Source organism: Oleidesulfovibrio sp. (assembly GCF_047973035.1).
GTDB lineage: Bacteria > Desulfobacterota > Desulfovibrionia > Desulfovibrionales > Desulfovibrionaceae > Oleidesulfovibrio.
In genome coordinates, this window is record NZ_JBKEBF010000037.1 from 57,620 (window position 1) to 82,219 (window position 24,600).

Sequence of the window (24,600 nt, forward strand, 5' to 3'; positions counted from 1 at the left end):
TTACTCCATGAAGCATAGGCAGCACATTGCGCATTGCGCACGTGTTCTGGCGGTTGTCCTTGTTGCGGCCCTGCTGCTTGCAGGCTGCGATGAAAAGGACGAACGCAAGGAACTGCTGTCGCATGCCAGAGCCGCATTTGCCCAGAAGCAGTATATAGAGGCAGAACGCCAGTATGAGCGTTATCTGCAACTGTATCCGCATGCGGAAAACCGCTGGGACGTGTGGAACAAGCTGGTGGAGATAGCCCGCGGTGTTCGTGGCAATCCTGCTGCGGCAGCCGAGCTGCTTGAATCCATGTATCTTGAATTCGGGCTGGAGCCTGAACGCGCGCAAGCTGTGTTGTTTGATCTGGCCACGCTGTATGAAGAGTTGCATAAACGCGACAAGGCTCTGGAAATCTGGCTGAAATATCAGACTATGCCTGATCTGCCACCGCGGGATATTGCAGAAGCATACCGCCATGCAGCAAGAATCTACAGAGACAGGGGTGAATATGACCTTGCTCTGGAATCGCTGCGGGCGTGCCTTGATATTCAGGAATTGCCGCAGGCATACCATGCACGTTGCGTGTATGAGCTGGCGCAGACGGATATATTCATGAATAATTATGGCCGTGCAGAAGACTTGCTCCGCAAGCTGGAAGGCATGACAGAAGCAGAAAGCACGGTACGCGCTCTAGGTATGCTGGCTCTTGCAGATGTTCTGCAGCAGCAGAAACGCTACGCGGAAGCAAAAAAGGTTTTGCTGTCCATCAAAGATACCTATCCGAACCCGCAGGTTATCGAAGCGCGGCTTGATATGCTCAAGAATAAGATGGCCCATTAAGCCTTATACAATAAGTCCGCCCCCGAAGAGTTTTTCTTCGGGGGCGGTTTTTTATACTATGCGACTGTTCGATGCGATAAGGGGTGTACGCAAGGCAGGCAAAGGCTGGATGTACGTATGGGCTTATTCCATTCCGTATTTTTTTAGTTTGTTATGCAGCGTTGCGCGGGTAATACCCAGTCTGCGAGCCGCTTCGCTTTTGTTGTCCGCGCATTCACGCAGCGTGGCCTCAATGGCGCGCCGCTCAAGGTCTTCCAGCGACATGCCTGCGTATGGATCATGCACTATGTCAGTGGTATCAGGCTGTGCCGTGTCATGCACGGCATCACCCGCTAATGCCGCAATGTTCGCCGGCAGTTCCCGCTCGGTTACGTATTCGCTTGTGCTCATGATAACAGCACGCTCAACAGTATTTTCCAGCTCGCGTACGTTACCGGGCCAGTCATGTTTGACCAGCTTGTTCATTGCCTGCGGGGTGAACCCCTTAAGCATTTTACGGTTTCTTTCCGCATAGCGGGTAAGAAAGTGCCCTGCAAGCAAGGGAATATCTTCACGGCGTTCACGCAATGCAGGTACGGCAACGCCGATGACATTCAGCCGGTAAAAGAGGTCCTCACGAAAACGCCCTGCGGCCACCTCTTCCGGCAGGTTGCGGTTTGTGGCCGCGATGACACGCACATCCACCTGCAAGAGATTATCGCTGCCCACCCGCTGAATTTCACCCTGCTGCAATGCACGCAGTAATTTTGCCTGAAGAGAAAGCGACATTTCGCCCAGCTCATCCAGAAACAGCGTACCGCCGTCTGCCTGTAAAAAACGCCCTTCTCTTCTTCTGTCCGCACCAGTGAAGGCGCCTTTTTCATGTCCGAACAGTTCAGATTCCAGAAGTGATTCTGTCAGGGCTGCACAGTTTACAGTGACCAGTGGCTTTGTGCGTCTGTTACTGCCTTCGTGGATTGCTTTTGCCACCAGTTCCTTACCTGTGCCTGATTCGCCTGTAATAAGCACTGTAGCTTCGCTAGGGGCAACGGTGGCTACCAGTTCGGTAAGCTGCTTTACGGCTTCGCTGCGGCCGATTATGCGCGCTGCCGCCTCACCAGCGGAGATGGAATCACGCAGTTCGCGGTTTTCTGTAGCAAGCCGTGTATGGTCAAGTGCCCGCTCAAGGGTCAGCTTCAGTTCATCAAAGTCCAGAGGCTTTGTCAGGTAGTCGTACGCACCTATTTTAAGGGCTTCCACGGCTGTATTCACAGACGAATAGGCGGTCATGATAAGCACGGGGATAGCCGGATTATGGGCCATAATATGCCGCAGTGCTTCGATACCGCTCATGCGCGCCATGCGTATATCCATCAGAATTGCGTCAAAAGCGCGCTCCTGTACTTTCTGTACCGCAACGGAACCGTCATCGGCTTCTGTTATTCCGTAGCCCCAGCCGCGCAGCATGGTGCGCAGCATGGCCCTGTGCGCTTCGTCATCGTCTACAATGAGAATGTTGGTGTTATTGGTCATATGCGTCCTCGTAATGCCATGCGGCTATGGCCGTGCTTTTTTCAGTCTGGCTATACCTGTTCTGCATCTGTTTTTTTCGGGTGCAGCGGCAGAATAATTGATATTTCTGTTCCTTCACCAGCAGCGGAATGAACTTTAATTTCGCCGCCGTGTGCCTCGACAATCTTATGCACAATGGCAAGGCCGAGTCCTGTTCCCTGGCTCTTGGTGGTGAAGTACGGGTCAAACATTGTTGTAAGGTGCTCATTCGATATACCGGTGCCGGTGTCCCGAATTTTGAAACGCAGTAACGGAGCACCTTCCCGTGATTGCGAGTCTGTATCCACGCTTATGGTTAATATTCCGCCTTGTTCCATAGCGTCCAACCCGTTCAGGCAGACGTTAAGCAGTGCCTGTGTGACTCTGTCCGGATCTATGGTCGCCTGCGGCAGGTCGTCTGCAGCGGCAAATCGAAGGTCGATATTTTTGCTGGCGGCATCGGGCATAATCAGTCGTAAGACGTTTTCTGCCAGTGATGCCGGTTTTACCAGCTTGAGTGACAGGTCAGAGGGCCGCGCAAGCCCGATAAGGTCGGAAATGACGCGGTTCAACCTGTCTACTTCCTGCACCATGATGCGAGCTGCGTTTCTGTCTTCGCTGCCCTTCGCAAAGCGGGTGCCGAAGTATGTGGCATACCCTTTGATTGAACTTAAGGGGTTACGGATTTCGTGCGCCACGCCTGCGGCAAGGCTGCCTATTGCCGCCAGTTTTTCGCGGCGGCGTACTTCATCTTCCAGTCTGCGGATTTCGCTTAAGTCGTTAAGCAGCAACAGCTTGCCCATATGGGTACCGTCTTCACCGGTGATGCGTGCTCCTTGAATGCTGACAGGCAAGGAAACCCCGTCTGCAATTAACTCCGCCTCCTTACCGCTGAAGACATGCATGCTGTCCAGCATCTGCAGATAACTCAATAAGGATTCCGGCAGTTCATCTAGTGCCGGCGGAGTGAGGTCTTTTGCTCCCTGCTTATGTTCTGCAGGCGGCAGGCCAAGCATTACCCGTGCCGCGTTATTCATAAAGGCAGGCACATCAGCGGCATCGAACACAATCAACCCTTCCGGCAGGTTGGCAACAATTTCGTCTGATAAAGCCTGTGTACTTTCCAGTTCTTTACGGGTGCGTTGTACGTTTTGCGCCCATATAAGCGATATAAAACCGGCAAGCCCTAAAAGCAGAACGATGGCAGCCATAGTCATGGTATGTTGCCTGTCCTGCTTCTGCGCGTCTTCAAACGGTTGTACGTCAAAGCCGACAAAAATTGTGGGGGGCGGGCCGTCCGGCTTTTGCCAATCGTCCCAGTCTGACTTGCGTTTGCGCGTCATCATATGCCCGTTATGGGGTGATCTGCCCCGTAATGGTGTAAATTGTCGGTATACAACAAAAAAACGTTTATTTTTCTGACCGAAAATACTCCACTTCGGGCGTGAGTCAGGCTTCAGCATCGATGTTGTGACATCAGTATCAAACAGACGGGAGTTGACCATTTTTGAATTACTGTGCGCAACAATTCTGCCTTCCTGATCAGTAAGAGCTATAAAATCGATGTCCGGCTGGTCCGCCATTTCTTCCAGCAGTACCTGAAGGCGGATGGCGCTGCCCCGCATTCCTGTTCTGGCACCTGCTTCAAAAGCTTTTATCAGCGACCCGCCTTTTTCCAGCAGCAGGTTTGCCATATATTCTTCAGACCTTGTGATATTGCGAAGCGAAAGCGCAATAACCACAACGCCCAGAATAACCGCCGCACCGATGACTACCCATGGAGAGGCAAACGGTCCCGGCATCTTATGTTTGTTTTTTCCGCGCATACGATGTTTCCGTGTTTAAAATCTGTACGGTGTTTAATTTTTATACATGTATTTATAAATAAAGTGTATGTTTTTTATACAGCATAGTTTTGCATCTGATAAAGGTGTTGTCTTTAATATTCTGATTTTATTTAAATATCTTGATATTGCCTTTGTTGGCACGGCGGTTGCTATATGTATAGCAATTGCAATCAGTGAACCACTTTGGTGAAAATAAGAAGCAACAAACAAAAACGGAGGATTCCATGAAGACTCGTTCAATTGTAACTATCGTAGCAGCCCTTGGAGTTTTTGCTCTTGCAGCCGTAGCATTTGCCGGCCCTTATGGTCATGGCGGCGGTCACGGTAGTATGATGGGCGGATACGGTAAGGGAAGTGTTAATTGTCCTTACGGTGGCGGACAGGGCATGGGCTCCGGTTACAACAGCCTTACCCCTGAAAAGCAGGCCGAGTATGACAAAATCGTGGCGGAAGCTGATAAGGAAATGACCCCGTTGCGCGAGTCGCTGTTTGCAAAGCAGGCAGAACTGAACGCCATGTACAACAATCCCAACGCTGACCCCGCAGCAGTTGGCAAGGTTGCCGGCGAAGTTGCAAAGCTGCGCACCCAGATGCGCAACCTGCATATCGAACTTTCTGACCGCCTTGAAAAGGAAGTAGGCCTGCAGTCCGGCTTTAAGCGCGGACACCGTGGTGGCGGCTTCCATGGCAGTGGCGGTTTCGGCTGCAACTAGAACTTAGCCTGTAATTTAGGGTGAGGCCCTCCTTCACTTCTCGTAACAAGCCTTGCCGATACTGATACTACAGACATAGTGGCACCAACCGGCCGGAATATTTTCCGGCCGGTTTTTTTGTTTTTTAAAATAAAAATTGAATGCTAACTCAAGGTGTTAACATGGGATTCTATGTAAAAAAATACTATGCGAGTAATCAATCATTAGTGTTTATATATAAAATCCAATATGATACATGATTAAGTTATTTTTTTCACATTCTCCTTGACGAATTTTTAGAGCGGTCATATATGTGAATCAACGTGATTGGTCGCTCAGTTTGAACAATGGGTAAGCAAGCTGAGCCAGAATCAAAGTGAGGATAAGCTTATGCGTACCAGAAGAAGAATGAACAGAGAAGATCGTCAACAGATCTATCGTTGGGTTAACCGTGCAATGATGGGATGTCTGATTTTTGCTTTAGCAGCAGGATGTTTCTCTTTCCGCCCCAAGAACACCAATCTTGTTCATGGTATGCCTGTAGCTGCAACGGCTGCCTTGCAGTCTCCTCAGACCCATTTTTAAGCATTGCTCCATCCGGGGTTATTAGTGTGACCCTTTTTTGCCCGTCTGCTGTGCAGGCGGGCTTTTTGTTGTTCTGGTAAGGCCGATAAAGGTCTTCTCACTAAGGCAGGCTGAAGGATGAATTTTACTATTCCGGTGAGTGATTTTCTGAGGTGGTTCTTTAAATCACTATGCCGTCTTTCTGCAGCTATCCATTGGCTTTCCGGAGATTCTGACCTTTACTTCCTCGTGCTATCAGTACGCCAATAAACTCTTTTCTTTTTTATCAAGTGCAGGTCGCTTGTTACTCTGCCGGTGTATTATGATCTGGGGTAAAAAAACTTTGATAGACTTAACGGTAAGTTGTGTGGATCTTGGTAAAACTTTTCTTTTTTTTATTGCTGAGAATCTTCTCCAAACTGTGTAAGCTTCCCGGAATTATCTAAGGTCATGCAGCTTCTTTATATTGTCTGGGTGCCTTTTGTTGCACCTGTTCAGGTATGTGAGTGCTTTCTGTGTAACGAAAACGGCATGTTCTGTTGTTCTTCATAAAAAACAGCTTGTGTATGGCTTTTTTCTTTTAGTCATGTTAGGAATGATTTTTGTTAACAAAAGTTGAGATAAAATTTAACATACTGATATAATGAATAAAGAAGGAAGGGAGTTCATGAAGGGGATGCCTAAACAACCTAAAGATTTAACGCCGGTTACACTTAATTCCAATGCGGAAGTTGTGCTGTCCAGGCGCTATTTTCGTAAGGGACCGGACGGACAGCCATTGGAAGATGCAACCGGACTTTTCTGGCGTGTTGCAGCTGCCATCGCCAATGAAGAAGACAAATACAAAGACTCTTCGTGGAAGAAGGACTCACTGGCAAAAGAATTTTATAATCTTATGACTTCATGGAAGTTTTTGCCAAATTCCCCTACTCTGATGAACGCAGGCACCGAGCTTGGTCAGCTGGCTGCCTGCTTTGTTTTGCCTGTGGGCGACTCCATCGAAGAAATTTTTGATGCTGTAAAGCATGCTGCAATGATTCATAAGTCAGGCGGGGGAACAGGTTTTTCTTTCACTCGTCTGCGGCCGCAGGAAAGCCGTGTCGGTTCCACCGGCGGTGTTGCATCCGGTCCGCTTTCTTTTTTGCGCATATTTAACACGGCAACCGAGCAGATTAAGCAGGGGGGCACACGCCGTGGCGCGAATATGGGCATTCTGCGTGTAGACCATCCTGATATTCTGGACTTTATTCGCGCTAAAGAACGTGAAGGCGAGTTTAATAACTTCAACCTTTCCGTGGCACTGACTGAAGACTTCATGAAAGCCGTTGAAAATGGTGAAGACTACCCTCTTATCGCTCCGCATACCGGTGAAGCAAAAGGAACCTTGAACGCCCGCGAAGTGTTTGAGATTCTGGTGCAGAAGGCATGGGAATCCGGTGATCCGGGCATCGTGTTCATCGACCGTATCAACCGCGACAACCCCACTCCCGCACAAGGCGAAATGGAATCTACCAACCCGTGCGGAGAACAGCCGCTGCTGCCCTATGAAGCCTGCAACCTCGGCTCCATCAACCTTGCCGGTCTGTACGTGGACGGGCAGAAAAGCGTGACCGATTCCGTAGACTGGGCAGAGCTTAAGCGCATCATTCAGCTTTCTGTGCGTTTTTTGGATAACGTTATTGATGCGTCCCGCTATCCTCTCGATAAAATTACTGAAACAGTACACAAAAACCGTAAGATAGGCCTTGGCATTATGGGCTGGGCTGATCTTTTGTACCAGCTGCGCATCCCCTACAACAGTCAGGATGCTGTAAAGCTGGCAGACCGGCTGATGGAGTTTATCCGTGCAGAAGGCCGCGCCGCATCCAAGCAGCTTGCAAAAGAACGCGGTGCTTTTCCTGCCTATGCCGAGTCCGTTTTCGGACAGCGTGATATTGGCCCGTACCGTAACGCCACTATAACCACCATTGCTCCTACCGGAACTCTTTCAATCATTGCAGGTTGTTCATCCGGCGTTGAACCGCTTTTTGCGCTCAGCTTCGCACGCCATGTCATGGATGGCGAACGGCTGGTAGAAGTGAACCCGTATTTTGAACAGGCTCTGAAAGACGAATCCTGCTATTCCGAAAAGCTGATGGAAACAGTTACGCAAAAGGGTTCTGTGCAAAATATAGAGCACCTGCCCAAGTGGCTGCGCGATGTGTATGTGACCGCCATGGATATCGAGCCAGTATGGCATCTGAAAATGCAGGCTGCGTTTCAGGAACATACTGACAACGCCGTTTCAAAAACTGTTAACCTGCCCAACAGCGCCAGCATTGATGACATTCGTAATATCTACTGGATGGCGTACGAGCGCGGCTGCAAGGGCGTTACGGTTTACCGTGACGGCTGCAAGCAGTCCCAGGTGCTTTGCACCGGCGACGGCGAAAAAGCCAAAGAGGGCGATAAAAAAGATAGTAGCGTTGTGCGTATGCGCCCTGATGTGGTATACGGATTTACCCAGAAGGTTGAAACCGGCCTCGGCGTTCTGTATCTGACCATTAACGAGGTGGACGGACGCCCGTTCGAGCTGTTTGCCACCATCGGAAAATCCGGTCGCTCTATTACGGCAAAAGCGGAAGCCATCGGCAGGCTGGTATCTCTGGCCATGCGTTCCGGTGTGGAAATTGAGGAAATAGTCAATCAACTTAAGGGGATTGGCGGAGAACATCCTAAGTTTCAGAAAAAAGGCCTCCTGCTCTCCATCCCTGATGCCATTGCATGGGTGCTGGAAAACAGGTACTTAAAGGCAAAGGTGCCCGTTCATTCGCCTAACGGCTTGAACAGGCAGCAGTGCCCCGATTGCGACGAAGAGCTGGTGTTTCAGGAAGGTTGCCATATCTGCCCTGCATGCGGTTTTACCAAGTGCGGCTGATGCGCCACATAACAGCATAGCGAACGGGGGAGCCTGAATAGGCTCCCCTTTTTTGTAGCGGAATAATACATGCTTGATATTCAGCATCTTTCACACAACTTCGGTCCGCATTGGGCGTTGAAAAACGTCTCGTTCCGGCTGGAAAAAGGTGACTTTCTTTTTTTATGCGGACCTTCCGGTGCCGGTAAGACCACACTTATGCGTATGCTATATGGCGCGTTGCCTGTGTACCGCGGTTCTGTAAGTGTGGCCGGATTTGATCTGAAAAACCTGAAAAAGCGTCAATTGCCGGCCTTGCGGCGTCAGGTGAGCGTGGTATTTCAGGATTTTAAAATTCTGCCTAAACGCAGCGTGTACGACAATATAGCCATCGCGCTGGAAGTACGTTGCCTGCAGCGTCTGCATATAGACAGGCGAGTCCGCGCCGTTGCCCGCGGCCTCGGGCTGGAAAACAGGCTGCACACCGCCTGCGGTGAGCTTTCCGGCGGTGAACAGCAGCGGGTTGCCGTTGCCCGTGCGGTTGTGGTCAACCCGCAGATTCTGCTTGCGGATGAACCCACAGGCAACCTTGATCCCGATCTTGCGCTGCGTATGCTGGATATTTTCAAGCAGTTTCACGCTTATGGAACCACGGTCATTGTGGCTACCCACAACAGAGAGCTGGTCGAGCGCCATTCCGGTGCGCGCGTTCTGCGTCTGGATGAAGGCAAAATAACCTACGCAAATTGGGCAGGAGCTACTATTTTTGAAGGCTCCGAAGCGGAGGATGCATGGTAGGCATCATTCTGCGACTCTTTAGCAGAGGTGTGCGCGATATGGCTGCGCATCCTCTTGCCCAACTGTTTACACTGCTTGCCGTGACTCTTGCGGTCTTTCTGGCAGGGCTGTTTTTAATGGCGTTTGTCAATCTTGATCAGGCGCTAGGAACTGCACGGGGCAAAGCTGTGTATCAGGTGTACTGGCACAAGGATGCGGATATGAAAATTGTCCGTTCGCAGTGGCAGGGCTTTTCGCACATGCCCTGGCTTGTGGATGTGCGCACGTACACTCCTGACGAAGCATTGAAAACCCTGACAGGCAACCTTGCCAGCGTGGGCGGTGTGGATACCTCGTGGATAGGTGAAAGTCCCCTGCCTGCCACTGCCGTGCTTACTTTTGAACCCCGCCCTAAAGATATGGATACATGGCATGAAGAAACCATGGCCTATCTTTCCGGTTTACCGGGTGTGCAACGCATAGGCGCCAGCCCTGTGCGGGATGATCTGGCGCGTGCATGGAACGTGTTCAGCCGTAATGTAATGTGGCCCGTTATAGGTTTTCTGGGGCTTGTGCTTTCGCTTGTGGTGGGTAATACCATCAAATTGTCTCTGGTCAGCCGCGAGACAGAAATAGAAATTTTGCACCTTGTGGGTGCGCGCAACTGGTACATACGATTGCCGCTTTTGATTACCGGCGGCCTGCAGGGGCTTGTTGGCGGTCTGCTGGCGACAGCTCTTTTGTGGATTACGTGGGCGCAGATTAAAAACGTGTTCATGTTTCCGCCGGTAAGCATGCAATTGTCGTTTCTGCCTGTGGAGCAGGTCGCCATGCTTGTGGCTGTGCCTGTGGTTATGGGCGTTGTAAGCAGCTGGATAGCCGTAAAACGCTGATTCTTTTCGTGCAGTGTTCGTAATGCTTCCGGAAGCCTTCCGGTAAGTTTCTTTTTAGATGCTTTGTTAATACAAGCATTGCGTGCGCAGCTACATATCAGCATCTTTCAGAGGACATCATGAGAAGTAAAAAAATGACTGGCGGGCTGGAAAAGGCCCCTCACAGATCGCTGCTGTACGCCCTTGGCCTTACCCGCGAAGAGATGTCACGCCCGTTGGTGGGTGTAGTAAACGCCGCCAACGAGGTGGTGCCTGGGCACATTCATCTTGATACCATTGCCGAAGCCGTTAAAGCCGGTGTTCGTGCAGCCGGCGGAACTCCTATGGAATTTCCTGCCATCGGCGTGTGCGACGGTCTGGCCATGAACCACGAAGGAATGCGTTTTTCGCTACCAAGCCGAGAAATTATTGCGGATTCTATTGAGATCATGGCAACGGCGCATCCTTTTGACGCGCTGGTGTTCATACCCAACTGTGACAAATCCGTACCCGGCATGCTTATGGCTATGCTGCGTCTGAACGTACCTTCGGTGCTCATCAGCGGTGGCCCCATGATGGCAGGCGAAACAGGCGGCAAGGCTTCTGACCTTATCACCGTGTTTGAAGGCGTCGGCATGGTGCGTCAGGGCAAGATGACCGAAGCGGAGCTGGAAGACCTTTCTGAAACTGCCTGTCCCGGCTGCGGCTCCTGCGCTGGTATGTTCACTGCCAACTCCATGAACTGTCTTTCCGAGACCATCGGCCTTGCGCTGCCCGGTAACGGCACCACGCCTGCCACATCTGCCGCGCGGGTGCGCCTTGCAAAGCATGCGGGTATGCGTGTGATGGAACTGCTGGAGAAGGACATCAAGCCGCGCGACATCGTTACGGAAAAAGCCGTAGCCAACGCTGTTGCCGCCGATATGGCTCTGGGCTGCTCCACCAATACGGTGCTGCATCTCCCTGCGGTATTTGCCGAAGCCGGCCTTGATCTGACGCTGAGTATTTTTGATGAAGTTAGCCGTAAGACGCCTAACCTGTGTAAGCTTTCCCCTGCGGGACATCAGCATATTCAGGACCTGCACCGCGCAGGGGGCATTCCCGCTGTAATGGCAGAGCTGGATAAAATCGGCCTGATTAACCGCGATGCCATGACTGTGACCGGCAAAACCGTGGGCGAAAACCTTGATGACCTTGGCGCAGCCGTGCGCAACCATGATGTTATCAAGTCTGTGGAAGCTCCTTATTCGCCGCAGGGTGGCATTGCCATTCTGTATGGTTCTCTGGCACCGGAAGGCGCGGTGGTAAAGCAGTCTGCCGTTGCTCCTGAAATGATGCAGCGTATTGCCCGTGCCCGCGTGTTTGACTCGGAAGAAACAGCGTTTGAAGCCATTATGGCGCAGAAGATAGAAAAAGGTGATGCCATCATTATCCGCTACGAAGGCCCCAAGGGCGGCCCGGGTATGCGTGAAATGCTCTCACCCACTGCGGCCATTGCCGGTATCGGGCTGGGCGCGGATGTTGCGCTTATTACTGACGGTCGCTTCTCCGGCGGAACCCGTGGCGCAGCCATTGGCCACGTTTCGCCTGAAGCTGCAGAAGGCGGCCCAATCGGCCTTGTGCGTGAAGGTGATATGATCGAGATCGACATTCCTGCGCGTAAACTGAACCTGCTGGTGGATGAAGCCGAGATGGAAGAACGCCGGAAGGCGTTTACCCCGCTGGAAAAAGAGATTACTTCGCCCCTGCTGCGCCGCTACAGCAGGCTGGTCACTTCCGCCGCCAAAGGCGCTGTGTACAAACGCTAGGCGTAACAATACTAGATTCATCAGACTAAAAAGGGCACCGGAATCCGGTGCCCTTTTTTATGCGTTATGGCAGAAATTACGTGTAATAAAAGAACTGGTTAGTGCTTTAATATTGTATGAAAACGTTTATAGCAGCCGAGCCGCGTAGGGGCTTTTCGGGAAAGGTAGCAGTTACAGGAACAATCCAACCGTACGGTTAAGCCGCTACCCTGCCCTTTGCCCCTGAAGGATAGGCGGTGTTGTCTTACCTGTTGCCGTTATCGCGATTATAGGCAGCAAGGGCTGGCTCCATGCTCATACACCGGGCTGACGGAATGAATGGCCTAACCGCAGGTGTAAGCCGCTTTGTTTGTGTGATTCGGTGAAAGACGAGCATAAAGAATAGCTCCCCTGAATGAGAGATGCGTAAGACGTGCGTATGACAGCCGCCTGAGCAAATGATTATGCAGTAGGCGCCGTTTTTACTGCTTCGGCTTTCGCCATGATGGGAGTGACGGGAGCGATATTCACAAGGTCTACGCGGATGGCTGCGTATCCGCCGAATGGCAGTGGAGATATCCAGCCATTGCAGAGCGCGCACGGCAAGAAATCACGCCACGAAAAGACAGGCCCTGCCAAAACGGAACGCATGGTCATGGGTTTGTCACCGACCACTTCGCGAAGCATGGAGCGCAATTTTAAGGGGCTGAACCAGTTTGCCTTGCGCAGCGTGCCGGATTTGTCTGTATCGGACTTTTTTAAACAGGGTCTGCCGCGTGTAAGGTAGTAAAGGCTCCAGCGATTAAGAAAACCGACAAGAACCCCTCGGGCTGCCACGCGGAACGCTTCTTCCAGAGCGGTTTCCGGGTCTTCCATAAATTCAAGGCTGGCCAGCAGAACAACGTAGTCAAAGCGATTGTCTTCGTATGGCAGATGCTCGCCGTTACCTACATTCAGCTCCGCTTTGTGCCCCAGCCTTCCGTGGGCGGCTTCCAGCATGGCGGTAGAACGGTCAAGTCCGGTCACATCGAAACCGGCCTCCCATAACATTTCCAGAAAATACCCCGGACCGCACCCTACCTCCAGCAGTGACCGCCCGCGACGTGGCCAGCCGGAGACCATGCTCTCCAGCAGGCGCTTTTCCTGTCGCAGCGCAAATTCACCAGCCTTGGTGGCATGCCAGTATTCGTATTCCTGAACGTGTTTCTCGTCCCACATGATTGTCTCCGTAATAACGAGCGAAAAAAATACCATATGCGCAGCTAGCGTCAATACGCACAGGCTGCGTGTCAATCTAAGACGAATTGGCGGGTGAGTTTATGGTTTGGAAGGATTGAACAGAATCTTCGAAGTTGAAGAAATTGTATTTTTAAAAACTGCGGCTCTTATCAAAAAAAGGAATAAAAGTTCAAATTACATATAAATGTTTGAAATTGTGTGGTTTTATGTAGTTTTTGTTAGTTTTGTGATAGCTATTGCAAAAAAAGTAGCATTGTATCAAAGATTACACATAACGCGCCAGCACTGTTAGTTTATTACCTTGAACTGCATATTGGCGCTGCTTTCATTTTGATGTCTTGGGGTGATCTTGATGAGTGCAGAAGGTATAAGTTCGCTATCATTTGTCGATGTTACTTTTGACTTGAATACATTTTCTGAAGGTGAAATAGCTGTCATAGCATCAATGATATCTTTGTTATTTATTTCGTTGTTGCTGATGGTGTTGCATTTTTTGCCTAAATATCAACAGTACACAAAGAATAAAACAAACATTGCTCAGTCTTTTTTGTTTTTTTCTATGGCTGTATGGGTGATTTGCAGCAGTGGTTTAGTTTCAGAAAATCCAATCACGAATATACTAGTTGAAAATGTTAAATATATAAGCCTTTATTTTTTGCCGTATTCTGTGTGGCAATGTATTCATTCCAGTTGGGGAACAAAGCAGTATATTATCCGGTTAGTAAAAAATGTAATGCTGCTGTTCTGGCTGGTTGTTGTTACATTAAAAATCATATTTTTTCTTGAATTTGCGGTTTTCATGCCGCTGTTTCAAATTTTGGCTGTATCCAACGTAGCCCTTCTTATATGGGCAGTGGTGAAGGATTATAATAAAAAGCCTGTTTCTTACAAAATTTTTTCTGTGGGGATCGGCTTTATTTTGCTTTCAGGTATTCTGGGGCAATTTCAGCATGGTGTTGCCGGTAGCGAACTTGTTTTTTCATATGTGCTTGTTGTCGGAATTCTTCTGGGAAGTGTGCTTATAACCTTAAGCACCTTTTTTTTGGCCGATGAAGAAGTGAACATGCGGTTTCGTACGACCGTGGCACACAACCTTTCAAACGAGTACAGCCGCTATGAGGCTTTAATTTCCCGAACCGGAGACGTCTTTTTTGATTGGAATAGTGAAACTGACTGCGCCTATCTTTCAACCAATTTTGAAGAATTTTTTGGCATCCCCAGGCGGCATGACCGTTTTTCCGAGCATTTTGAAAACTATTCTACAACCCTTCGCATGTCGGGTGAAATCAAAACCGCACTATCCAGAATTTCAGGTGAGTCAGAGCATGAACACGTTGAAGGCAGCTTTATTCACCCGGACGGTGCAGAAAGATGGTTTTCACTCGATCTGACAACCAGTTTGAACCACGAAGGCAAAAAGGTTCATATTATAGGGATAGTTCGGGACATAACGGAGCAGAAGAAACTGCAACTGCAATGCGCAGCCCAACAGGAGTACAATGACATCAGCAGCAGGCTATACAGCAACGTGCTGGAAGCCGATATGTCGCGTAATGTTCTTATAGGTCAGAATGCGGCACAGCTTGCGGCGCATCTCGGGCTGGGTAAGAATCTGTGTTATGAGGACACGATAGAGGCAATACAGGATCAGCTTACACATCCTGACTATCGACAGGCATATGGCGAAGCGCTCTCGCGCAAGCGTATCCTTTCGCTATATAAAAACGCCTTCACCTGCTTTGATCATGTCACTTACGAGCTGGATGGAAATGGTGTGTACCAGTGGCTGCGTCTGGATGTTCAAATCTACTATTCCGACATTACGGATGCAATCAGGATTATCAGCTATGTGCGCAATATTTCGAATGAAAAATCGCGTGAACTTGCTTTGTTCGAGTCCAGCCAGCGTGATTCGTTGAGCAACCTGCTGAACAAAGGGGCAACCAGAGTTGCCATCGAACAACTGCTGGTATCCAGCCCTTCAGCCACACGTCATGCCCTTTTTATGATTGATGTGGATAATTTTAAGGCTGTGAATGACACCCTCGGGCATTTTGCAGGTGACTCCGTCATTGTTGATGTAGCAGATAAGCTGCGGTCGCTTTTTCGCTGTGAAGATATTCTTGGGCGCTTTGGTGGTGATGAATTTGTGGTGTTTATGACTGACATAACTGACCTTGCATCTCTGGAAGCTAAGTGTCGGCAGCTTAATGATGAAGTGACTCTGCGGTATAAAAGCGATGAGGCTGAATGTGCTATAGGTTTAAGCATAGGCGTGGCAGTCTACCCCGTACATGGTCAGGATTACGCCACTTTGTGCACAAAAGCGGATAGCGCCCTGTATGCTGTAAAAAATGACGGTAAAGGTACGTATGCCATATATTCTGATGAGTTGCTCCATGTATGAACGGCTCCAGCGTATGCGCCATAGATAGACAGAAATTTTGAGAGTGCCGGTTACTTTTTACATCGGGCTTTTTGGGGAGCGGATAAATAATTTCTTAGCGCGCAGAATTATTTTGCAGAATTATTGCCTGTCTGTTCTTTTACCTGCTTTGCAAAGCGGCATGAGCCGTGATGTTTGGCAGGTGTTCTTTTTGACAACCGCTGCGCGATGGACTACAGAAGGCTGTTTCACCGGTGTGTTGTGGCTACTGCGCCATGCGGCATATTCCGGTATATTTATCCTATCAGCATGGACTGGCTTTTATGAGCAAGGTTAAGAAGATCAAGGGGTTCGCGGACATGTTTCCGCCGGAAAGTGACGTGTTCACTTTTCTGGAGAATACTGCACGCGAAGTTTTTTCCGCGTATGGATATGGTGAACTGCGTACTCCTATTTTAGAGCGTACCGAACTGTTCTGCCGCTCCATCGGAGCGGAAACTGATGTGGTGCAAAAGGAAATGTACACATTTCCTGACCGTAAGGGCCGTTCGCTGACTATGCGTCCGGAGGCTACTGCGGGCGTTATGCGTTCGTACATCGAAGCTTCGCTGCATAGTCAGGAGCAGATTTCCAAACTGTTCACCTTCGGGCCTATGTTCCGCTACGAGCGTCCGCAGAAAGGACGCATGCGTCAGTTCCATCAGATCAACTGCGAGTGCCTTGGTCCGCAGGAACCTTATGCTGATGCGGAAATCGTGATTATGCTGCTGATGTTCCTGAAGCGTATAGGCCTTAGCGACCTTGAGCTGCAGATTAACTCGTTGGGCTGCCGCGATTGCCGCCCCGGCTACCATGCTGCCCTTAAAGAATTTCTTGCCGCATTGAATACGGACGAACTGTGTGAAGACTGCCGTCGCCGTATGGAAACCAACCCCTTGCGCGTGCTGGATTGCAAGGTTCCTCGTTGCAAGGAAATGACCGCCGATGCGCCGGTCATTCTGGATCATACCTGCAAGACCTGCTCTGCACACCATGCGGCCGTGGTCTCCATGCTTGACCGTGCGGGTGTTTCGTATGTGGCTAATCCGCGTCTCGTACGCGGGCTTGATTATTACAACCGCACCACGTTTGAAGTGGTCTGCGGCGATATCGGCGCACAGTCCTCAGTGGCTGGCGGCGGCCGGTATGACGGTCTTATCTCTCAGCTGGGCGGCCCCGATGTGGCCGGTATCGGCTTTGCCTGCGGTATGGAGCGGCTTGCTCTGGCGCTGGAGCAGAAAGCTGCGCATGAATCTGTGCGTCCTGACTTTCTGGTGGCAGTGCTGGAAGAAGACGGCCTTGAGCGCGGCATGATGCTGGCGCAGGCTCTGCGCGAAAGCGGCCTGAAAGGTGAAGTAAGCTTTGCCGCGCGCAGCATGAAAAGCCAGATGAGACAGGCCGGTAAGCGTAATGTGCGCAAAGTGTTGCTGCTGGGTGGCAACGAGCTTGTAGAAGGTACCGTGACCATCAAGGACATGGACTCCGGCGAGCAGGCAACAGTATCCATGGACGCCGCACCTGAAGCCGTGGCGCAATAACATTTTTATCTAGTACGTTATTACTACAGGCGGGAGCAGAAAGTCCCCTGCCGAACACAGAGGTATACTTCAATGAGCGACCAGAATTTGGACATTCAGCAGGATCACCAGAAATTTGTGGAATCACTTGGCGATTGGGCACGCACCAATACGTGCGGTGAGCTGAATGCCAATGCCATCGGTTCCGAAGTGTGCCTGATGGGTTGGGTTCAGTTTCGCCGTGACCATGGCGGCCTTATTTTTATCGATCTTCGTGACCGCAACGGCCTGACTCAGGTTGTGTTCAGTCCGGATGTAAACGAAGATGCACATGCACGGGCTCATATCCTGCGCACCGAATATGTGCTGGCCGTGCGCGGTACTGTGCGTCCCCGCCCCGAGGGCATGGTTAACCCCAACATGAAAACCGGCGAAGTGGAAATTTATGTTTCCGAATGGAAGCTGCTTAATACTTCCAAAACGCCTCCCTTCCAGGTGGAAGACCGTGTAGAAGCCAGCGAAAACCTGCGCCTCGAATACCGTTACCTCGACCTGCGTCGTCCGCGTCTTGCCCGTAACTTCCAGCTGCGCCACCGTGCGGCACAGGCAATCCGCAACTATCTGGACGAACTTGAATTTCTGGAAGTGGAAACCCCTTACCTGACCAAATCCACTCCTGAAGGCGCACGTGACTTCCTTGTTCCCAGCCGTATGAATCAAGGTGAATTTTACGCGCTGCCGCAGTCTCCGCAGATTTTCAAGCAGCTGCTGATGGTTTCCGGCATGGACCGTTACTACCAGATCGTACGTTGCTTCCGTGATGAAGATCTGCGCGCCGACCGTCAGCCCGAGTTCACTCAGGTTGATATTGAGATGAGCTTTGTGGACGAAGAAAAAGTCCAGACCATGGCTGAAGGGCTGATGTCCCGTGTTTTCAAGGAAACTCTGGGTATTGATATTCCTGTGCCCTTCCCCCGTATGCCGTACGATCAGGCCATTGCCGAATACGGTCTTGATAAGCCCGACACCCGTTTTGACCTGAAACTGAAAGACGTTACAGAAATCCTGCGCGGTTCCGGCTTCCGTCTGTTTGCAAAGGCTGAACTGGTCAAGGCCATGCGCGTACCGGGCGGCGGCGAGCTGAGCCGTAAGGAAATTGACGACTACACCGAGTTTGTAAAAGTGTACGGTGCTCAGGGCCTTGCCTGGATTAAGATCAAAGAAGGTGAATGGCAGTCTCCCATTGCCAAGTTCCTGTCCGACGAAGAACGTGCCGCGCTGACTGCCGAGCTTGGCCTTGAAGTGGGCGACATTGTGTTCTTTCAGGCGGCATCGCCCGACGTTGTGAACAACTCGTTGGGGTACCTGCGCCTGAAAGTGGCGGAACGCTTTGGTCTGATTCCTGAAAATTCCTTCAACTTCCTGTGGGTGACCGACTTCCCGCTGTTTGAATACTCTCCGGAGGACAAGCGCTATGTTGCCTGCCATCATCCTTTCACTGCACCTCAGGTCGGCCATGAAGAGTTGATGGTGACCGATCCTGCAAAGGCCCGTGCCCGCGCATACGATCTTGTTCTGAACGGCAGCGAAGTTGGCGGCGGTTCCATCCGTATCCATAGCCGTCAGGCGCAGGAACACATGTTCAGCGCGCTGGGCTTTGATAAGGAAGAAGCGGAAAACCAGTTCGGCTTCCTTATGCAGGCTCTGGAACTGGGCGCACCTCCACATGGCGGCATTGCCTTCGGTATGGACCGTCTGGTGATGCTGTTGGCAGGCTCCGCCTCTATTCGCGATGTTATTGCCTTCCCTAAAACACAGAAGGCCACCTGCCTGATGACGCAGGCTCCTGACGCGGTTGCTTCCAAGCAGCTGCGCGAGCTTGGCATCAAGCTGCGCGAAAAGCAGGATTAAAACCTGTACGCCCCGGCGGACCTACCGTCGGGGCGTTTATACTGCGGCGGGTTATTTAATGCTTATGCATGGTTGCCCCCGCGCGGCTGCGGGTGTATGCCTGTACGCAGCCGTACCGTTAAGATTTACGGTGCCCGCTTTCGCGGGCTGTGTTGTGTTTGCGGGTTTGCACCGGCGTATACAATGCTTATCTACTTGTGAGCCGCAATGATGCGGTGCCGACAAGCAGGAAAAAGAATAATGATTCGAGAAATACTGACATATCCCGATAAACGCCTTGCCATCGAGTGCGAGGATATCGGAGAAATAACTGATGAAATTCGTGAGCTTGCCGCTGATATGGTGGAAACCATGTACGATGCCGACGGCATCGGCCTTGCCGCTCCTCAGGTTGGCGCAAATTGCCGCCTGATCGTGGTGGATGTTTCCGGCCCTGAAACCCGCAACGACTTGCGTACGTATGTAAACCCCCGCTTTGAAATGCTTGAAGGTGAAGTGGAAACCGAAGAAGGTTGCCTTTCCGTTCCCGCACTGCGCAGCAAAGTTACCCGAGCTGAAAAGATCCGCCTGTACGCGAAAGATCTGGAAGGTAACGACGTATGCATCGATGCGGACGGACTGCTTTCCATCTGCCTTCAGCATGAAATTGATCATCTGGACGGCACGCTTTTCATTGACAGGATCAGCCGTCTGAAACGCACTCTTTACGACAACAAAGTGAAAAAATGGCTGAAGCGCAAAAAGTAAAACTGAAAGTTGTCTACATGGGTACGCCCGATTTCGCGGCTACTGTCCTTTCTCATATTCTGAAGTGGGAAGGCGCAGAAGTTGCGGGTGTGTACACCCAGCCGGACAGACCCTGCGGTCGCGGTCTGGAGTGTAGTCCTTCTGCGGTAAAGAAGCTGGCACTTGAACACGGCCTGCCCGTGTACCAGCCTCTTAACTTCAAGGCAGACGAAGATGTAGAGCAGTTGGCTGCACTTGGTGCCGATGTGCTTATTGTTGCAGCCTACGGGCTTATTCTGCCGCAGCGCGTGCTTGATATTGCTCCTAAAGGCGCTATCAATGTACATGCCTCGTTGCTGCCCAAGTACCGCGGTGCGGCGCCTATCCAGCGCGCTATTATGAATGGTGACGCAGTAACAGGCATTACCATCATGCAGATGGAGGCGGGCCTGGACAGCGGACCTATCCTGTTGCAGCGCGCTACCGGCATCGGCATTACCGATACGGCCGCAACCATGCATGATGAGCTTGCGGACCTTGGCGGCAGACTGCTTATTGATGCGCTTGAGAGGCTGGTTGTGGGCGAGCTTATTCCCATAGTGCAGGACCACGAAAGTGCCACGCACGCAGCCAAGCTAACCAAAGCGGACGGCGAAATTACGTGGAACCGCCCTGTGCGCGAAGTGGATGCGCACATTCGCGGAGTTCATCCCTGGCCGGGAGCCTTTTTTGCGCTTAAACGTGAAGGTTGCAAGCCTATCCGTGTGGGGTTTGAACCCGGTGTAATGGGCGAAGCCGTGCCGGAGGGAATTGCAGCAGGTACTGTTGTGGGTCTTGTGGATGATAAGCTTGCCATCGCATGCAGCGACAAACTGTACCTTATTTCCTCTTTGCGTCCGGCAAGTCGTAAGCCTATGGTCGCAACGGCGTTCTATTGCGGTTATCTTTCGGAATGCTCTCTTGCCGAATGTGTCGGCCTTGATGAGTGCTGATAGCGATTTCTGCCGGAATAACAGAGTTTTTTCAGCAGCCAGCTTTTTGCCGGATTATGGTTCCGGTTATGCTGGCTGTTTTTTTCTTATAACTGCAGCCATTTCTGACCGTCATGTTTTTATGCTTCTGCTATCCTGCTTGTATAGCAGATGTTTATTGGTGTTTATGAGTGAAATCTCCTTTTTCGTTCCGCAACGGGTATTGATTGATTTTCCGGCAATTTGCTAAGGTCGCCCTATGAACCCTTTTACTCCCGAACAAAGCTCGGTGGCAGATGCAGCAGCAGGCCCGGAGCGCTATTACGGGGCTCGCAAGCGCCTGTTCATAGGTCTGATTACCGGAACATCTGTTCTTATCTGCGTTGTTCTGCTGCTGGTATGGCTTATCCCGTCCATCGGTCTTGCCAACATTCACCCCGCCTTGCCGTATATTTCCGGCTTTTTTATGCTGTCGCTCATTCTGCTTATTGCATGGGCTGCACTTGGGCTGGTGTTGAATATCGTCAAAGGCAGTCCTGTGCTTGGCACAAGCCGCATCCGCGGACTTACCATTAAACTTTTTTTGCCGCTTATGGTGATGCTGGCGCGTTTTTTCGGCATTCCCAAAGAAAAAGTGCGGCACAGTTTTATTCGTGTGAATAATGAACTTATTCGTGGTGAAACGGGTAAGTTCAACCCTGAAGACATCCTCATCCTTACACCGCATTGTCTGCAGAACAGTCATTGCGCCGTTAGACTTACCTATAACGTGGACCGCTGCAAACGCTGTGGCGAGTGCCCCATCGGCGGGCTGATCAAACTGCGTGACCACTACGGCGTATCGCTGGCAGTGGCTACCGGTGGCACCATTGCACGCCGCATTGTGGTGCAGCAGCGTCCGAAATTTATTGTGGCCGTAGCATGCGAACGAGACCTTACTTCCGGCATTCAGGATACCTATCCCCTGCCGGTGTACGGTGTACTTAACGAGCGTCCTAACGGGCCTTGTCTTGATACTCTGGTGCCCATGCAACTGATGGAAGTTGCGCTTCGTATGTTCATTCATAACCCGCCACCTCCGCTCGACCTTCAGGCTGCCATCAAAGCCGAAGCTGAGCTGAAACGAGGCAGACGTGAAAAATAAATCTGGATTGGATCAAAAGAGAGCTTTACTGCCTCCTGCGCGAGCAATCGCTCTTGAAACTATACGCGCCGTAATGGGTAAAGGGCGCGACGTGCAGAGTGTTCTGGACGGAAACCTTAAAGAGGCCCGATTAAGCCCGCAAGATACTGCTCTGGCTACGGAACTTGTGTACGGATACCTGCGGTCGGAAATTAGGTTATCGTGGCTTATTCGCCGTTTTTTAAAGGCCGACTCCAAGCTCCCTGTCGAGCTGATGCAAACCCTTGGCCTGTCTGTGTATGAAATGCTGTATTTACAGCGTGTTCCGGTGTACGCGTCCGTTGACTGGGCCGTAAGTTATGTGCGTTCACGCTTTGGTACGGGGCTTTCCCGTCTTGCCAATGCCGTGTTGCGCAATATCGACCGCCTTGAAGGCGCACCGTTGCGCCCCGAGTGGTACCATGACGCCCTTGCGGATGAAGCTGACCCCCGCATTGCGTTTCTTTCAATCTGGTACGCAACGCCGGAATGGATTGTCCGCATCTGGGTTGAAGCCTATGGTGAAGAGCGGGCGGAACAATATCTTACTGCTTCGTCTCACTCTGCGCCTGCAGGTGTGCGCATCAATATGCGCCACCCCGAAGGGCCCGAAACGCATCAGCGCCTTGCTGCACATCCTGAGTGCATCGGCCACAGTTCCTCCGGTCTGCTTTTTCCGGCGCAGAAACGTCCCGCAGAATTGTATGTGCTGATGGAAGAAGGCATTGCCTCCAGCCAGTCTTTTGCCGTGCAGGAAGTCATGGACGCGCTCCAGCCTGAAACGTGGGAAGGGCCTGTTTGGGATTGCTGCTGCGGACGCGGTGGCAAGACCTGCGCGCTGCTTGAGCGCGGCGTGGAAGTTTGCGCTGCCAGCGATCCCAGTGAAAAGCGCCTCAAAGGGTTGCGTATCGAACTGGAACGTCTCGGCCTGCCCGATGTGCCGGTGTTTTCCGGCCCTGCTTCGCATGTGCCTGAAGGCATTGCTCCGAAGGCTGTTCTTGCAGACGTGCCCTGCTCAGGCTTCGGCACCCTTTCCCGCCGTCCTGATATCCGGCAGCATCGCAGCCAGGAATCCGTAGCCCGTCTTGTTGCAGTTCAGGCAGAGATTCTGGACAGCACATGGTCAGCTCTGCCGGAAGCAGGTCTTCTGGCATATATTACCTGCACCCTGAACCCTGAAGAAAACGAAAAGCAGATTGAGCACTTTATTGAGCGCACAGGCGCCAAGCTGGAACTTGAGTGGACAACGCCACCGGACAGCCCCGCCAGTGAGTTCTTTTATGCCGCTTTGCTGCGTAAATAATATGTACCCGTAAGATGACAAAAGCCCGCGACTGGTGTTGCGGGCTTTTTTGTTCCAATTTATGTCTGCCTCCGGCGGGCAAAGGAAATGGTTCCCTTTGCAACCCCCGTAAGTGATGGCGGTTTTGATGTATCGGGTGGTGAAAGTGGTTTCTGTTTGTTAGGATTCGTAATGTCTCGTCTTGGCGGTAGGATGTGGAGGGAAAAGCTCAGCTTTGCCGTGGTCCATTTGGACGGGGGAGTAACTTCTGTCTAATCCTGCTATATATTGCAAACCAGTGCATTGAGCCTGTAAGGCGTTGTCTTTCGCAAGCGGTCCTATCGCAGTTACAGCCTTCTGGTTTCTATGTCGCTCACGTGCTTCCGCTCCGCTACCGATATCCGCTGCACTGTTTTGCTGTAATATTCTTTTAACTCTTCCAGCTTGATGGGATGTCTGCGGTCTTTGTTGATGCGCGCCATAAGCACATTCAGCTTGTTCATTTGCCGGTAGCGTATCTGCTCGTCGCTGCACTCCTGAAGCAGCTCCAGAATAGTATGCACTTCTTTCAAGTCCTGCGCTTCGGGCGGCAGGTACCCGCTGTTTTTTAACATCTTATACGCCATGCGTAATTCCGGCGGCACCAGCGGGTCATCGCAAAGCTGTATGGGCTTACCTTTTCCTTCATAGTCGTCCAGCTCGCCCCGTTCGATTGCTTCCTGAATTTTACGTTCGGCAATGTAGGCAAACGGGTTCACGGTGCAACCCATCCTTCTGGCTTCGGCAATGCTCTGAGGGCTGACGTTTCCAGCCATGCACGGGTCTGGCCGGATAATTTGCTCAACACCTGTGATGCAGCTTTTGCTATAAGGTCTCCTTCCATTCGTTCGATCGGCTCTTCAAAGGTGAGCGCAGTCATGTCTATTCGGCTGGTCTCATCGGCTGTCCACAGCTCGATGCGGGCACCTCCGCGTACTTTGTACGGAGCTTCCGCCACCACCTCAAAGGCAGTAATAGATACACGCAGAATGCCACTTAAGTCGTTACGCGAACGAGGATGCGCGCTGATATCGTAATACGGATTGTTTGCAGTTTCGTTTTCAAGCGCTTGTGTGAACAACGTGGGAGGTGTTCCTTCCCAGTGCCATGTTGTGCTGGGCGTCAGAACATTACCTTTGGCAATCAGCACCGCGGTTCTGTTCAGTCCCGCCAGTGTGCCTACTTCATACAGCCGCAGATGCAGCATGGTGTTGTCAGCGCAGTATGTTTCAGACTGAGGGCGGAATATGCTGCCAGTGTCCACGCGCAGTAATTTTTCTCTCGGGCCGCCCCTGCCGCCGCATGCGAAAAGGCTTATGCACAACAGCAACATGCACAGCACGGCAGTTGCCTTGCCTGCACTAAAACTCGCCGTGGGGCGCATATGGCTGGTGGCAAGATGCGCTGGTTCTGCGTGTATTGTATGCGCGTTTGCGCAGGGTGTGTTCGTTTCTGCTCCGGGGGAGTTCGTCTGCTCGGGCTGTATTGTCTGGTTTTTCATCAACGGTGCTCCCTTAGTGGTGTGTGTCTTTTTTCA

At 51.3% G+C, this 24,600-nt stretch carries 20 protein-coding genes; 15 read left to right on the top strand and 5 right to left on the bottom strand.

The genetic code is table 11. The features are described 5' to 3' along the window. The first annotated feature begins 7 nt into the window (after window positions 1–7). A complete protein-coding gene (locus ACK5LI_RS12505; RefSeq protein ID WP_416949824.1) occupies window positions 8–826 on the top strand; it encodes a tetratricopeptide repeat protein in 819 nt (272 codons plus the stop codon). A gap of 123 nt (window positions 827–949) precedes the next feature. Here ACK5LI_RS12505 and ACK5LI_RS12510 read toward each other — a convergent pair whose 3' ends face one another. Next, window positions 950–2,338 carry a sigma-54-dependent transcriptional regulator gene (locus ACK5LI_RS12510; protein WP_416949826.1) on the bottom strand — a complete coding sequence of 463 codons (1,389 nt, stop codon included), beginning with the start codon at window positions 2,336–2,338 and terminating at the stop codon, window positions 950–952. A gap of 50 nt (window positions 2,339–2,388) precedes the next feature. Beyond that, complete coding sequence (locus ACK5LI_RS12515) at window positions 2,389–4,182, bottom strand: ATP-binding protein (RefSeq protein WP_416949828.1); 1,794 nt, start codon at window positions 4,180–4,182, stop codon at window positions 2,389–2,391. A 245-nt stretch (window positions 4,183–4,427) separates the two neighbouring features. Here ACK5LI_RS12515 and ACK5LI_RS12520 point away from each other — a divergent pair, with 245 nt between their 5' ends. The 6 genes from ACK5LI_RS12520 to ilvD all read left to right on the top strand — a co-directional run bounded on the left by ACK5LI_RS12520 (window position 4,428) and on the right by ilvD (window position 11,812). Next, on the top strand, window positions 4,428–4,916 hold the full coding sequence (locus ACK5LI_RS12520) for a periplasmic heavy metal sensor (protein ID WP_416949830.1): 489 nt from the start codon (window positions 4,428–4,430) through the stop codon (window positions 4,914–4,916). A 369-nt stretch (window positions 4,917–5,285) separates the two neighbouring features. Continuing rightward, entirely contained in the window at window positions 5,286–5,480 is a 195-nt protein-coding gene (locus ACK5LI_RS12525) for a hypothetical protein (protein ID WP_416949832.1), read from the top strand. 655 nt (window positions 5,481–6,135) lie between these two features. Beyond that, the gene (locus tag ACK5LI_RS12530) at window positions 6,136–8,376 is read left to right on the top strand and encodes a vitamin B12-dependent ribonucleotide reductase (protein WP_416950202.1); all 2,241 of its coding nucleotides are present in this window, start codon (window positions 6,136–6,138) and stop codon (window positions 8,374–8,376) included. A gap of 69 nt (window positions 8,377–8,445) precedes the next feature. After that, the gene (gene ftsE / locus ACK5LI_RS12535; protein ID WP_416949834.1) at window positions 8,446–9,153 is read left to right on the top strand and encodes a cell division ATP-binding protein FtsE; all 708 of its coding nucleotides are present in this window, start codon (window positions 8,446–8,448) and stop codon (window positions 9,151–9,153) included. Continuing rightward, entirely contained in the window at window positions 9,147–10,025 is an 879-nt protein-coding gene (locus ACK5LI_RS12540) for a cell division protein FtsX (protein ID WP_416949836.1), read from the top strand. The genes ftsE and ACK5LI_RS12540 overlap by 7 nt, the downstream gene beginning before the upstream one ends. A 119-nt stretch (window positions 10,026–10,144) precedes the next feature. Next, complete coding sequence (ilvD, locus tag ACK5LI_RS12545; RefSeq protein ID WP_416949838.1) at window positions 10,145–11,812, top strand: dihydroxy-acid dehydratase; 1,668 nt, start codon at window positions 10,145–10,147, stop codon at window positions 11,810–11,812. Between the two features lie 441 nt (window positions 11,813–12,253). On the opposite strand, the gene ACK5LI_RS12550 is transcribed toward ilvD, so the two are convergent. Beyond that, window positions 12,254–13,009: a class I SAM-dependent methyltransferase gene (locus ACK5LI_RS12550; protein ID WP_416949840.1), complete on the bottom strand. Its 756-nt coding sequence runs from the start codon at window positions 13,007–13,009 to the stop codon at window positions 12,254–12,256. 820 nt (window positions 13,010–13,829) lie between these two features. Between ACK5LI_RS12550 and ACK5LI_RS12555 the strand changes: the two genes are divergently transcribed. From ACK5LI_RS12555 to ACK5LI_RS12590, 8 genes are all read left to right on the top strand, one after another. Next, on the top strand, window positions 13,830–15,437 hold the full coding sequence (locus tag ACK5LI_RS12555) for a diguanylate cyclase domain-containing protein (RefSeq protein ID WP_416949842.1): 1,608 nt from the start codon (window positions 13,830–13,832) through the stop codon (window positions 15,435–15,437). 43 nt (window positions 15,438–15,480) lie between these two features. Further along, window positions 15,481–15,753 (top strand): hypothetical protein, encoded by a 273-nt coding sequence (locus ACK5LI_RS12560; RefSeq protein WP_416949845.1) that lies wholly within the window; start codon window positions 15,481–15,483, stop codon window positions 15,751–15,753. Next, entirely contained in the window at window positions 15,740–16,993 is a 1,254-nt protein-coding gene (hisS, locus tag ACK5LI_RS12565) for a histidine--tRNA ligase (protein ID WP_416949847.1), read from the top strand. The genes ACK5LI_RS12560 and hisS overlap by 14 nt, the downstream gene beginning before the upstream one ends. Window positions 16,994–17,065: 72 nt before the next feature. Further along, on the top strand, window positions 17,066–18,883 hold the full coding sequence (aspS, locus tag ACK5LI_RS12570; RefSeq protein ID WP_416949849.1) for an aspartate--tRNA ligase: 1,818 nt from the start codon (window positions 17,066–17,068) through the stop codon (window positions 18,881–18,883). 240 nt (window positions 18,884–19,123) lie between these two features. Then, the gene (def, locus tag ACK5LI_RS12575) at window positions 19,124–19,630 is read left to right on the top strand and encodes a peptide deformylase (protein ID WP_416949851.1); all 507 of its coding nucleotides are present in this window, start codon (window positions 19,124–19,126) and stop codon (window positions 19,628–19,630) included. Next, a complete protein-coding gene (gene fmt, locus ACK5LI_RS12580) occupies window positions 19,609–20,601 on the top strand; it encodes a methionyl-tRNA formyltransferase (RefSeq protein ID WP_416949853.1) in 993 nt (330 codons plus the stop codon). Before def ends, fmt begins: the two co-directional genes overlap by 22 nt. A 238-nt stretch (window positions 20,602–20,839) precedes the next feature. Then, window positions 20,840–21,724, top strand: a complete 885-nt coding sequence (locus ACK5LI_RS12585) for a DUF116 domain-containing protein (protein WP_416949855.1) — start codon at window positions 20,840–20,842, stop codon at window positions 21,722–21,724. After that, the gene (locus ACK5LI_RS12590) at window positions 21,714–23,045 is read left to right on the top strand and encodes a transcription antitermination factor NusB (protein WP_416949857.1); all 1,332 of its coding nucleotides are present in this window, start codon (window positions 21,714–21,716) and stop codon (window positions 23,043–23,045) included. Before ACK5LI_RS12585 ends, ACK5LI_RS12590 begins: the two co-directional genes overlap by 11 nt. 326 nt (window positions 23,046–23,371) lie before the next feature. On the opposite strand, the gene ACK5LI_RS12595 is transcribed toward ACK5LI_RS12590, so the two are convergent. Together ACK5LI_RS12595 and ACK5LI_RS12600 are read right to left on the bottom strand one after the other, a co-directional pair. Then, window positions 23,372–23,782 carry a DUF1992 domain-containing protein gene (locus ACK5LI_RS12595; RefSeq protein ID WP_416949859.1) on the bottom strand — a complete coding sequence of 137 codons (411 nt, stop codon included), beginning with the start codon at window positions 23,780–23,782 and terminating at the stop codon, window positions 23,372–23,374. Continuing rightward, the gene (locus ACK5LI_RS12600) at window positions 23,779–24,564 is read right to left on the bottom strand and encodes a hypothetical protein (protein WP_416949862.1); all 786 of its coding nucleotides are present in this window, start codon (window positions 24,562–24,564) and stop codon (window positions 23,779–23,781) included. Before ACK5LI_RS12600 ends, ACK5LI_RS12595 begins: the two co-directional genes overlap by 4 nt. Window positions 24,565–24,600 lie beyond the last annotated feature (36 nt).